The following is a 12042-nucleotide window of genomic DNA, read 5'->3' as shown; positions in this document are numbered from 1 at the left end:
TGAATAATTATTATAGTATATCAGAAAGGATAATCACAATGCATACTCATGGATGGATCATTTATAATGGCAGTCTTTCGGGTAATAAATTTCTCGATTTTGCAGAATGGATACAGCAAGCAGCGTTAAAAAGAAAGACTTCAGCATCTATTTATAAAAATAATGAGCTTTTATCTATCATAGGTAAAACGGATCTTCAATTAATTGAAAATAAAAATCTCCCGGATTATGTCGTTTTTACCGATAAGGATATTTATTTGGCAAGGCAGCTTGAATTGCTAGGTATCCCTGTTTTTAATTCAGCAAGTACAATAGAGATAAGCGACGATAAAATTGCCACTTACCTGGAATTAATTAAACAAAAACTGCCAATTCCAAGAACGGTAATTTATCCAAAGGTATTTAGACATGGATTCACGGATAAAAATATTCTAACCACGGCCATCGAAAAACTTGGTTTTCCGATGGTGGTAAAAGAAGCATTTGGATCATTCGGCGAACAAGTTTATCTTATTCACTCGGAAGAAGAACTTACCCGTAAAGTTAATGAACTAAATGATAAAGCATTTGTTTTTCAGGAATTCATTGCATCAAGCTACGGCAGAGATATTCGCCTGCATGTCGTCGGAAATCGTGTCGTTGCCAGTATGAAACGAACTTCCTCCAGTGATTTTAGGGCAAATGTTACTTCAGGCGGAAAGATGGAAGCCTACGCGGCAAGTGATGAAGAAAAAGAATTAGCCATTCAAGCAACAAAGGCAATTGATGCTGATTTTGCAGGGGTTGATTTATTATTCGGTACAGACGAGTCACCGATCATTTGTGAAGTAAATTCCAATGCGCATATAAGAAATATGTATGAATGTACCAATATAAATGTTGCTGATTATATCATCGATTATATTTTGGAGAAAATAGACCATTAGGTGAACGAGGGATGATGAATATGTATACAGGCTGGCTCATATACGCCAGAGAAGATGCGGAACAAAATAAAACATTTATTGAATGGTTTATAAAAGAGGCACATCTTCAAAATTTGTCTCTCATATTGATTTTACAGGAAGATTTAACAATTGGAATCATGGACAATAAGCCAATCATCCACCTGAATGGAGAAATAGCCGAAGTGCCACATGTTGCCATTGTTAGGACAATGAATCCTTTTTTGAGCAGTCATTTGGAAACTTGCGGTATTTCTGTTTTTAACTCCTCCCATGTTTCCCGGATATGTAATGATAAAGCATTGACCCATCAGCATGTATCCACACTTTCTATCCCGATGGTAGATATGGTGTTTTCCAATAAAGATCGAATAATGCAACAGCAGCCGTTTGGTTATCCGTTTATTGTAAAGAAGAATGCCGGCAGAGGGGGAAAAGGAGTGTATTATATTGAACATAAAAAAGATCTATTGGCATGCATTGATAACTTAGACCATGCTGATTTTATCGTGCAGAAATCTAATGTGCAGCTTGGCAAAGACGTACGAGCATTTATTGTCGGCAAAGAAATTGTCGGAGCAGTACTGAGAGAAAACAATCATGATTTCAGGGCTAACTTTAAGCTTGGAGGCACTGCAGCTCTTTATCATTTGAGTGATCAGGAACGCAAGCTCGTTGAAAAAATAATACACACATTCGATTTTGGTATGGCAGGTATAGATTTTTTAATAGGGAAAAATGGAGAATTCCTTTTTAATGAAATTGAAGATGTGGTAGGCTCTAGAACGCTATCTGCTGTCAGCGACATAAATATACTGAAAAAATATGTGTTTCATATTACGACAGCGTTGAAAAAGCGGAATTTCAGCAGTTAACTGAAATTCCGCTTTTTCCTCATCCAGCTCCAGTGCTCCGTGAGAACGAATCTTTATGGCAGGGCGAGCACTTAGCGCAGTCCACACGTCGCTAAACAGGCGTTCCCTCACCCTTTTAATTCCGCTATCCTAGCCTTTACTTTCTCCTGTTTATTCAAATAATCCTTTTCTTTCGTGCGTTCTTCTTCCACCACTTTTTCCGGTGCCTTATTAACAAATTTTTCATTGGCCAGCTTTTTCTGGACCCTATCTACTTCTTTCGTCCATTTATTCAGTTCATTTTCCAAACGTTTCAGTTCTTGGTCGATGTCAATCAATCCTTCTAGCGGCAGGAATAATTCTGCCCCGGTTACTACCTGTGTCATTGCTTTTTCAGGTGCCTCCACATCGGTAGATATCACCAGCTCGCTCGGATTACAGAAGCGCGTTAAATACGCACGATTGATTTCCAGTTTATCTGCAATGGATTTATTTTCAGCCTGGATCCACAGTTTGATTTGTTTGGACATCGGTGTATCCACTTCAGCACGGATATTTCTTACGGATTTAATGATGGATACAAGCCGCTTCATTTCCCCTGAAGCTTTTTCATCATGAAATTCTTTACGAACTTTTGGCCACTCACTGACAGTAATGGAATCTCCCTGATGCGGCAGCTGCTGCCAGATTTCTTCGGTAATAAATGGCATAAACGGATGGAGCAGCCGCATTGTTTGATCAAAAACATGCGCTAGTACTGAACGAGTTGTTTGTTTTTTCTGTTCATCTTCTCCATACAACGGAAGTTTTGCCATTTCGATATACCAATCACATAACTCATCCCAAATGAAATTGTATAAGTGGCGTCCAGCTTCGCCAAATTCATATTTATTCGTGTTCTTCGTTACATGTTCAATCGTTTCGTTTAAACGAGTTAAGATCCATTTATCGGCAAGTGATAAATCCCCAGATAGATCGATATCTTCATACGTGAAGTTTTCCATATTCATTAAGGAAAAACGAGCAGCATTCCAAACTTTATTGGCAAAATTCCAGGTGGATTCCACTTTTTCCCAATGGAACCGCAAATCCTGACCAGGCGTGGAACCTGTTAACAGGAAATATCTTAGTGAATCTGCACCATACTTTTCGATCACATCCATTGGATCCACACCGTTGCCGAGGGACTTGCTCATTTTGCGGCCTTCCGCATCACGTATGAGACCGTGAATTAACACATCTTTAAATGGACGTTGATCGGTAAACTGTTTTGATTGGAAAATCATTCTGGCAACCCAGAAGAAAATGATATCGTATCCGGTAACGAGTACATCCGTTGGGAAGTAACGCTTAAAGTCTTCAGAATCTGCATCAGGCCACCCCATCGTTGAAAATGGCCATAGTGCAGAAGAAAACCATGTATCAAGCACATCTTCATCCTGCTCCCAGTTCTCAATATCTTCTGGTGCTTCTTTGCCAACGTAAAGTTCATTTGTTTCTTTATGATACCAGGCAGGGATCCGGTGTCCCCACCAAAGCTGGCGGGATATACACCAGTCACGAATATTTTCCATCCAGTTTAAATAGGTTCGTTCAAATCTTGGAGGGACAAAGTTTACCTTTTCCTCCCGCTCCTGTAAATCAATCGCAGCATCTGCCAACGGCTGCATATTTACAAACCATTGGGTTGACAAATAAGGTTCGACAACCGCACCGCTTCTTTCTGAATGGCCAACCTGGTGTGTATGGTCTTCGATATCAAACAACACACCTTGCTCCTGAAGATCTTTTATAATTTGTTTTCGGCATTCGAAGCGATCCATTCCTTCATATTTTCCGGCATTTTCATTCATCGTTCCATCTTCATGCATGATCAGCACGCTTTCAAGCATGTGACGGTTTCCGATTTCGAAGTCATTCGGATCATGCGCCGGTGTGATCTTGACAGCACCGGAACCAAATTCCATATCCACATAATCGTCAGCAATAATTTCCATTTCCCTGCCGATAATCGGCAGTATTACTTTCTTCCCAATGAAATGCTGGTAACGCTCATCTTTCGGATTTACAGCAACCGCTGTATCACCGAGCATTGTTTCTGGTCTTGTTGTCGCTATTTCAATCGTTTCATCACTATCCTTGATTGGATAACGCATATGATAAAACTTCCCTTGTACTTCTTCGTAAATTACTTCTATATCTGAAAGTGCTGTTTTTGTTTTAGGATCCCAATTGATAATATACTTCCCACGGTAAATAAGCCCTTTTTCATACAGCTTAACGAATACTTCTCTAACCGCGTTAGAGAGACCTGTGTCCAATGTGAACCGCTCCCTTGAGTAATCAAGGCCAAGACCCATCTTTTCCCATTGAGACCGGATAAAGTCCGCGTATTCTTCTTTCCATTCCCATGATTGTTCCAGGAATTTCTCCCTGCCAAGCTCATGTCTGTTCGTCCCTTGCTCCTTCAGTTTTGCCTCTACCTTTGCTTGTGTAGCAATACCGGCATGATCCATCCCCGGCAGCCACAGCACATCATAACCCTGCATCCGTTTCATGCGGGAAATCGTGTCCTGCATCGTTGTATCCCATGCATGACCCAAGTGCAGCCTTCCAGTTACATTCGGCGGCGGAATAACGATCGTAAATGGCTCTTTATTCTCATCCCCGGTTGCTTCAAAATACTTGCCTTTCAGCCAAAATTGATAACGACCTTTCTCCACTTCTTGCGGGTGATACTTTGGTGACAGTGATGTTTTCTGCTCATGATCCATAAAAATTGCCTCCTTTTCATTTCGGGTCAATATTATCTGACCTATAAAAAAACCCTTTTCATCCTTCAGAAAGGACGAAAAAGGTATTATTTCCGTGGTACCACCTTTGTTTACAGATCTGTGCATACAGATCTGTACACTTCATTCTTTGTAACGGTAAATTTACCGGCATTCTTCTAATGATACAGTATGCACCATACTGTAAGTTCAAAGAAGCTGTATCAAGGGCGACCTTCCAGTAAAACAATTCCGGGAAATTTTCAGCATTTTTTCCCTCTCTGTTGGTGTTTTTCCTGTACTCTTCCCTCTCATAACATTTCCTTTATCTATTATATCTCATATTTTATCGGCAACGCTCAAAAGCGTCAAGTCTTTTTATAAGTTGTTGCACAAAATACCTCTCCATATACATAGTATATTATAAAGTTTTTAGAAAGTGAAACGAGGTGAGAAAATGGCACGATATTACCGTTACCGTCTGCCACCATGGGGGTTAAAATGTATTCTCATAGCAGAAAAAGTAACATTGCCTATTTTGATTTTCCAGCTGCTGCGCACGTTATTTTTTCCGACCACATTCGATGTTTTTCTGCTCGGTATCCTTGTGTTTATCTATATTTCTTTTACTTTAGGCTGGATTTAACTTTCCAGATCGTCAAGCTCCAGCGTTTCAAATTCATCTTCCACATATTTTGACCATTGCAGCGCAAACATGATTTGCCGGTATGTATGCTGAAGCATTTTTGTTTGATTTATTATGGACCTGCCGGATGTGCGGTCATTATATTTTTGAACATTGGATATATACGGGGTTGGATCCAGTAAGTAAATAGAGAGCATATAAAGTTCTGTTTTAGTCAATTCGTTTTCGCTCATATATATGTTGAATAAATCGATAACATCATTTGTTGGTGCATTGAAATTTTTCGTTTCATTTTTAAAAAAAGCCGCCAAATCCAGGGTTGCATTTTCATAATGCGCTTTCTCCCAATTAATTATATGAAGCTGTCGTGTCTCGAGCATATGGTCAAACTGTAAGTTAAAATGACATAGGCTGGCATTCCAGGAGATCGTATCCTCTTTTATATCCATTAATAACTCGATACGTCTTTTCATTTCCTTTAACGCAAAATTCACGTCACGGTAATGGGTACAAACAGTTAGTTCAAACGGGGACATATATCTGTTTTTCTCAAATCTTTCCACAAAACCGAGCAGCTCTTCTTGAACGTGATCACAATAGGAGGCATATTCCTGGAACCCGGGGAGAAAGTCAGATGACGGAACAGTATGTACTTGCCTTGTTTTTGTATGAATATTCCCGATCACACGGTAAAATTGTTCTATTGTTCGCTTTTCTATTTGCGTTACAGCTGCTTCCAGCCAGGGAGTCAAGTAGTAGACGTTTTGATTTTGAACTGTATACATTTCCCCTTCTTTTGTCAGATAAACCGGTAAAACTGACACGAGATTCTGATGATATGCCTGTTCATATACATGTGTCCATACCCTTGTTTCCCGCTCACTGATAAAGCTGCTTCTTTTCAGGGCATAATCCCTGTTTCCATCGTTAATTTTATGCACGTTGTCAGTAATTTTATCAACATGCAATGGATATATATTGTAAGCTGTGAGTACTTTTTGAATAACTTCCATATGAATTCACCCCCTAAATAGCAGTTTCTTCTTTTACATTAGAATCTCAGTGAAAGCTGGGTAACTCGACCTTTTGTATTTACCGAAAAAAACAGGTACCCCTTGTTTATCGCAAGGGGGGAATTTTTAGCATATAAAAGTCTTTCAATTATCACAAAGCAGAGCAGCTTTTGCTTACTCAATAAATTTTCGGTTACCGCCCGAACTGAGTGACTTCATCTTTACGGCTTGAATAGCGTGGTAGCTTAGAGAATAGTTAATTAGGTATATGCAGCAGTTGTCCTGTCCTGATTTCAAATTCATCGTCAAGGCCATTTTGCTTTATTAATTGTAATGCACTAATCTGATAACGTTCTGCAATGGATTCGATTGTGTCTTTATCCTGGACAATGCAAAGTCTTAGTTTTGTATGGCCTTCTTCATCTTCCCCGCGAAACATTGCGGATAAATAATTTACTTCTTCCGTTGTTTCTTCCTCTCTATCATCACTGCTTAACTCATAAGGTACTGATGAGGATTCATCGACGGATGTTTCAAACCATTCACTTGAAGAATCACTGCTTTCTTCGCTTGAGGCCGAACTACTTTTTGATTCACTGGAAGATAACTGTGAAAAAAACTCTTTTAATGTTTTCGTTTCTTTATATTTCCACCTGTCCTTTTCCACGGGTTCTTCAGGCGCTTCAGTTTGCTCTTCCTCAAGAACCGGCAAATGATCTGTATTAAAGGACTCTAACTCAGGCGGAGCATCAGCCTGATCTTTCACCTCAAATTGAAAACTGGCATTTTCAGGCCTTTGTAGTGTATCGGGGTCTTCCTCAGATTTTTCACCGGCTTCTTCAACACTTTCCGTATCCCGTTCTTTCATCGTTTCATGAATGCCATGAATTTCAATTGTGGAATACAGCTTCAGCAGACTTTCCTCAGGCAATTCATAATCAAATGATTCAATATGCACTGTCACATCATTTAAATCTGTAACTCTATACGTTGGTACAGAAATTTCCACAGGAAAACGATGTGTAAATTGCGCATCACCATCCTCTAAATCAACGACCCGCTCCACATAATGTTTCGACTCAAAATTATCCAGATTAAATACATCTTCCTCGCCCTGTTCTTCATATGTTTTCTTTTCATATTCACCTTGCAGTTCAATGACCCCTCTTATCGAAATATAATCATGAAATGGTTCGATGGTTATATCCGGGTCAAGTGAAATTCCCTTCATTTCAGTTACTTCCTGTCCCTTTTCAAAATAAATGGACTCATTCAGTTCAAAACGGAATGTCTGATTACCCTGTGACAACGGATTTCCTCCCTTCCAAATATACTCCAAATATTCCTGTCTAAGTTAACTATATGAACATGGAAAGGAGAATATGCTAATTTAAGTGCAGCATCGGGAAGGAAGGTCACAAAACGGAGAGAGATTGCAGCAGTTGGTTTAGGATTTTGACGTTTTTTCCTTATACCAACATTTCTCTGAGACTTTTCAAAGCAAAATTTCAATCTAAATGTCACTGACAGCACCTCTCAGGGGCATTTCAACAAGGAAATCCAACCCAAATGGCACTGACAACAACACTCAACACAACTGCGGTGGTTCTGGAGATCTATTCTGCGCTGTATTTGCATTTCCTGATCCTCCAAACCATTACCAGACACATGAAACATTTGAAATCTCTTGTCTGACTTTACTGTTGCAAAACCAGAAACTCCAAAAAAATAAAGCTACACCTGACGAAGGAATAGCTTTATTAACTCAAGTTTTACTCATAATATATTTATTTCAACCCGGAAAATGCATATCGGACTGCTTCTATCGTTTTCTCGATATCTTCATCCGTATGGGCTGTTGACAGGAATAGCCCTTCAAATTGGGACGGTGGCAAAAATACGCCTTTCTCAATCATTGCCCTGTAATACTTTGCGAAATAATCCAGATTGGATGTCTGTGCTGTTTCATAATTAATCACTTTTTCATCTGTAAAGAAAACTCCAACCATAGAACCAGCCCGGTTTATATAAAGCGGAATATCATATTCTTTTGCAGCCTGCTCAAAGCCTTCCACTAATCGGTCCACTTTTTTATTTATCTCTGTGTACGACGCTTCATTCAACGTATTTAACGTTTCATAGCCTGCAGTCATGGCCAGCGGGTTACCGGATAGTGTTCCCGCCTGATAAATATTTCCTGTTGGTGCAATACTTTCCATGATTTCCCGCTTTCCACCATAGGCTCCGACCGGGAGACCGCCGCCGATCACTTTACCCATACAAGTTAAATCAGGCGTAATGCCAAAATGGCCCTGTGCACAGTTATAACCGACACGAAAGCCAGTCATTACTTCATCAAAAATAAGTAAAGTAGCATTATCTTCAGTAACTTTTCTTAACTTTTCCAAGAATTGATCTACCGGTGGGACAACTCCCATGTTCCCTGACACTGGCTCGACAATCACAGCTGCAATATCTTCACCATATTCTTCAAATACATACGCTACACTTTCCATGTCATTATATGGAACAGTGATTGTATTTTGGGCAATGGACTCCGGCACGCCGGGACTATCCGGCAACCCAAGTGTAGCAACACCCGATCCAGCCTTAATAAGCAGAGAATCGCCATGCCCGTGATAATTTCCTTCAAACTTCAAGATCTTATCTCTGCCGGTATAGCCGCGGGCAAGACGCAATGCACTCATCGTTGCTTCCGTCCCTGAATTCACCATGCGAACCATTTCCACTGATGGAACACGGTCAATTACGAGCTGTGCCAGCTTATTTTCCAAAATGGTCGGGGCGCCAAAGCTCGTTCCTTTGGCCGCTGTTTCTTGCAATTTGCCAACCACCTGATCATCGGCATGTCCTAAAATAAGGGGCCCCCAGCTCAATACGTAATCAATATATTCATTACCATCAATATCCTTGATTTTTGATCCTTTACCTGACTCCATAAAAATCGGCGACATACCAACAGATTTAAATGCACGTACCGGGGAATTCACCCCGCCAGGCATTAATTCTACTGCCTCTTTGTACGCATCAACAGACTGATCGAAATTATTCATAGATTTTATCACCCTAATTTCATTAGTTTATATTATTCATTCAACCATTTCGCTGCATCTTTTGCAAAATATGTGATAATCAAATCGGCACCTGCCCGTTTCATGGAAGTTAATTTTTCCAGGACAATTTCTTTTTCATCAACCCAGCCATTTAATGCAGCAGCTTTTACCATTGAATATTCACCGCTTACGTTGTAGGCGACAACCGGTACTTCAAATTTATTTCGTACATCCCGTACAATATCAAGATAAGATAAAGCAGGCTTAACAATAAGGAAATCTGCACCTTCTTTTATATCTGATTCCGCCTCACGCATTGCCTCGAGCCGGTTTGCATGATCCATTTGATATGTTTTACGGTCACCAAATTGTGGTGTACTGTCGGCTGCATCACGGAATGGACCATAAAAAGCGGATGCGTATTTTATCGCATAGGACATGATTGGGATGTTTTGAAATCCTGCTTCATCCAATGCTTCGCGGATTGCCGCTGTAAACCCGTCCATCATATTGGATGGGGCAATAATATCCGCTCCAGCCTCAGCCTGTGATACAGCCGTTTTCGCATGCAGTTTCAGTGATGCATCATTATCCACATCCCCATCGTGAATGACCCCGCAGTGACCATGTGAAGTGTACTCACATAAACATGTATCTGCGACAATAAGCATATCTGGAAATTCCTTTTTCAAAAATCGGCTTGCTTCTTGTACGATCCCATCTGAAGCAAAAGCCCCGGTGCCTTGTTCATCCTTTTCCACTGGCACACCAAACAGCAGCAAAGCTTTAATACCCAAACGCTGTACTTCTTCCACTTCTTCACGCAAATGATCAAGTGATATTTGAAAAATCCCCGGCATGGAAGGCACTTCATTTTTTACATTCTCACCTTCGACCACAAATAACGGATATATAAAATCATCCACATGAAGGTGGGTTTCTCTTACCAACGAACGCATTGCACTGGATGAACGCAGCCTGCGATGCCGGTTAAATTTGTGTTTATTTGTCATTGTCCTCCAACTCCTTATTCAAAACATACATACCCATACGATAAATCATGCCTTCTACTGTAAATTCTTCAGGAACTAAAATAGATTGAAAACCCAATTGGTTTGCCCTTTTTTCTGTAGTCGTCCCAATGCAAACTACGGGAACATCTACACTCACTTGTGTCAATCTACGAAAGGATTCCACGGAAGAAGGACTCGTAAATGTAATAAAATCAATCTCACCTGTTTTTAATATTTCATTTAAACGTTCCTTCATATCCGTTCGAAATGTGGTTTCATAAATTTCAATGGCATCATAGGCAATCCCGCGATTTTCAAATTCCACTGGAAGAATATCCAAGGATTTGCTCCCTCTGACAATTAGTACAGGAGATACATCTTGATAAACCTGAAAGAATTCCTTTGACATTACTTCTGCATTATAAACTGATGGAATAAAAGAGGCACTATTCCCATACTCTTTTAATGCATTTTCCGTTTTACGTCCTACTACAGCTATATTTACAGTTTCCAATACATTTGTATTTACCTGGTAGTCTTTAGCTAATTGAAAAAAACATCTTACCCCATTAGCACTAGTAAAAAAGATCCATTGATAGCTCGCCAACTGCTGAAAAACAGCCTGGTTTTTCTGGTGTTCCTTACATGAAATTTTTAAAAGAGGTACTTCGACAGGGTTTCCTTGGCACGCACGAATTTTTGCCGCGAATTGTTTTCCCTGTTGTTCCTCCCTTGTAATAAGAATATTTTTTTCATGTAGTGACATCTCCATCAGTCGTCAAGCTCCTCTTTTACTTTATCAACAATCTCTTTTGCCCCTTGCTTAATTAATCGGTTTGCGGCCTCGGTTCCTACCGCTTCCGGTTCTGTACCGCGCACCTCTTCTTTCAGCATCGTTTTACCGTCCGGTGTACCAACTAACGCAGTCAGCACAATTTCATCTTTGTCCAAGTAAGCATAACCGCCAATTGGAGCCTGACAGCCGCCCTCCAATAAATGAAGAAACTTTCTTTCCGCACTCACTGTTTTAGTTGTATGTGCATCGTTAATAGCTTCCAGAATTTCCTGCAATTCCTGATCATCCTCACGGCATTCAATAGCGAGAGCCCCCTGGCCGACTGCAGGTACACATATATCCGGTTCCAGGTATTCGGTAATCAGTTCTTCATTTAAGCCTACTCGTTTTAAACCGGAAACAGCTAATATGATCGCATCATAATCTTCCTCATCTAATTTTCTAAGACGAGTTTCTATGTTTCCGCGAATCCATTGAATATGAACATCAGGTCTTTCCGCCAACATTTGTGCAGCTCGCCTGAGGCTGCTCGTTCCAATAATAGCTCCTTCAGGCAAATCATGTAAGGCCACATTATTTTTTGAAATAAAAGCATCCCGATGATCTTCTCTTACAGGGATCGAAGAAATCATGAGTCCCGACGGCATTTCTGAAGGCATGTCCTTCATACTATGCACGGCAAAATCAATTTCCTTATCATACATTGCCTGCTCAATTTCCTTTACAAAAAGTCCTTTTCCTCCCACTTTTGATAAAGTCACATCGAGAATTTTATCCCCTTTCGTGACTATTTTTTTTACTTCAAACTCATTTTTAACACCGGCTTTTTTCAATTGCTCAATGACCCAATTTGTTTGAGTAAGCGCCAGATTACTCTTTCTTGAACCTATAACAATTTTACGCATGAATTTGTCCTCCTAAAAATGTCTGC

The 12042-nt window shown here is 40.1% G+C and carries 10 protein-coding genes and 1 other annotated feature; of the genes, 3 read left to right on the top strand and 7 right to left on the bottom strand.

Annotated elements, in window-relative coordinates; translation table 11 throughout:
* Positions 1-38: 38 nt before the first annotated feature.
* Positions 39-926: an ATP-grasp domain-containing protein gene (locus tag ACDX78_RS20660; protein ID WP_486030383.1), complete on the top strand. Its 888-nt coding sequence runs from the start codon at positions 39-41 to the stop codon at positions 924-926.
* An 11-nt stretch (positions 927-937) separates the two neighbouring features.
* On the top strand, positions 938-1819 hold the full coding sequence (locus tag ACDX78_RS20655; RefSeq protein ID WP_486030381.1) for an ATP-grasp domain-containing protein: 882 nt from the start codon (positions 938-940) through the stop codon (positions 1817-1819).
* Between the two features lie 107 nt (positions 1820-1926).
* On the opposite strand, the gene ACDX78_RS20650 is transcribed toward ACDX78_RS20655, so the two are convergent.
* Entirely contained in the window at positions 1927-4572 is a 2646-nt protein-coding gene (locus tag ACDX78_RS20650) for a valine--tRNA ligase (protein ID WP_486030379.1), read from the bottom strand.
* Positions 4573-4639: 67 nt separating this feature from the next.
* Positions 4640-4893: a binding site (T-box leader), on the bottom strand.
* A gap of 133 nt (positions 4894-5026) precedes the next feature.
* Here ACDX78_RS20650 and ACDX78_RS20645 point away from each other — a divergent pair.
* Positions 5027-5215 carry a hypothetical protein gene (locus tag ACDX78_RS20645; RefSeq protein ID WP_486030377.1) on the top strand — a complete coding sequence of 63 codons (189 nt, stop codon included), beginning with the start codon at positions 5027-5029 and terminating at the stop codon, positions 5213-5215.
* Here ACDX78_RS20645 and ACDX78_RS20640 read toward each other — a convergent pair.
* The 6 genes from ACDX78_RS20640 to hemC form a co-directional block, all read right to left on the bottom strand.
* Positions 5212-6228 carry a hypothetical protein gene (locus ACDX78_RS20640; RefSeq protein ID WP_486030375.1) on the bottom strand — a complete coding sequence of 339 codons (1017 nt, stop codon included), beginning with the start codon at positions 6226-6228 and terminating at the stop codon, positions 5212-5214. The genes ACDX78_RS20645 and ACDX78_RS20640 overlap by 4 nt on opposite strands.
* Before the next feature lie 256 nt (positions 6229-6484).
* Complete coding sequence (gene spoVID / locus ACDX78_RS20635; protein ID WP_486030373.1) at positions 6485-7537, bottom strand: stage VI sporulation protein D; 1053 nt, start codon at positions 7535-7537, stop codon at positions 6485-6487.
* A 478-nt stretch (positions 7538-8015) separates the two neighbouring features.
* Positions 8016-9302: a glutamate-1-semialdehyde 2,1-aminomutase gene (gene hemL / locus ACDX78_RS20630; protein WP_486030371.1), complete on the bottom strand. Its 1287-nt coding sequence runs from the start codon at positions 9300-9302 to the stop codon at positions 8016-8018.
* Between the two features lie 32 nt (positions 9303-9334).
* Positions 9335-10315, bottom strand: a complete 981-nt coding sequence (hemB, locus tag ACDX78_RS20625) for a porphobilinogen synthase (protein ID WP_486030370.1) — start codon at positions 10313-10315, stop codon at positions 9335-9337.
* Positions 10305-11087, bottom strand: coding sequence for a uroporphyrinogen-III synthase (locus tag ACDX78_RS20620; protein ID WP_486030368.1), 783 nt, complete (start codon positions 11085-11087; stop codon positions 10305-10307). Before ACDX78_RS20620 ends, hemB begins: the two co-directional genes overlap by 11 nt.
* Positions 11087-12016, bottom strand: coding sequence for a hydroxymethylbilane synthase (hemC, locus tag ACDX78_RS20615; protein WP_486030366.1), 930 nt, complete (start codon positions 12014-12016; stop codon positions 11087-11089). The genes ACDX78_RS20620 and hemC overlap by 1 nt, the downstream gene beginning before the upstream one ends.
* Positions 12017-12042: the final 26 nt, after the last annotated feature.

Origin of the sequence: Virgibacillus oceani (assembly GCF_041521345.1) — a bacterium.
In the GTDB taxonomy this organism is placed as follows: domain Bacteria; phylum Bacillota; class Bacilli; order Bacillales; family Amphibacillaceae; genus Virgibacillus_N; species Virgibacillus_N oceani_A.
Note: the sequence above shows the minus strand (reverse complement) of the source record. Positions and strands in the feature narration are given on the sequence as shown.

Bases quoted from the DNA above. Each gene is read 5' to 3' on its own strand.
- ACDX78_RS20650 (WP_486030379.1), bottom strand. From the start codon at position 4,572: ATGGATCATGAGCAGAAAACATCACTGTCACCAAAGTATCACCCGCAA.
- ACDX78_RS20655 (WP_486030381.1), top strand. From the start codon at position 938: ATGATGAATATGTATACAGGCTGGCTCATATACGCCAGAGAAGATGCG.
- hemL (WP_486030371.1), bottom strand. From the start codon at position 9,302: ATGAATAATTTCGATCAGTCTGTTGATGCGTACAAAGAGGCAGTAGAA.
- ACDX78_RS20660 (WP_486030383.1), top strand. From the start codon at position 39: ATGCATACTCATGGATGGATCATTTATAATGGCAGTCTTTCGGGTAAT.
- hemC (WP_486030366.1), bottom strand. From the start codon at position 12,016: ATGCGTAAAATTGTTATAGGTTCAAGAAAGAGTAATCTGGCGCTTACT.
- ACDX78_RS20645 (WP_486030377.1), top strand. From the start codon at position 5,027: ATGGCACGATATTACCGTTACCGTCTGCCACCATGGGGGTTAAAATGT.
- ACDX78_RS20620 (WP_486030368.1), bottom strand. From the start codon at position 11,087: ATGGAGATGTCACTACATGAAAAAAATATTCTTATTACAAGGGAGGAA.
- hemB (WP_486030370.1), bottom strand. From the start codon at position 10,315: ATGACAAATAAACACAAATTTAACCGGCATCGCAGGCTGCGTTCATCC.
- ACDX78_RS20640 (WP_486030375.1), bottom strand. From the start codon at position 6,228: ATGGAAGTTATTCAAAAAGTACTCACAGCTTACAATATATATCCATTG.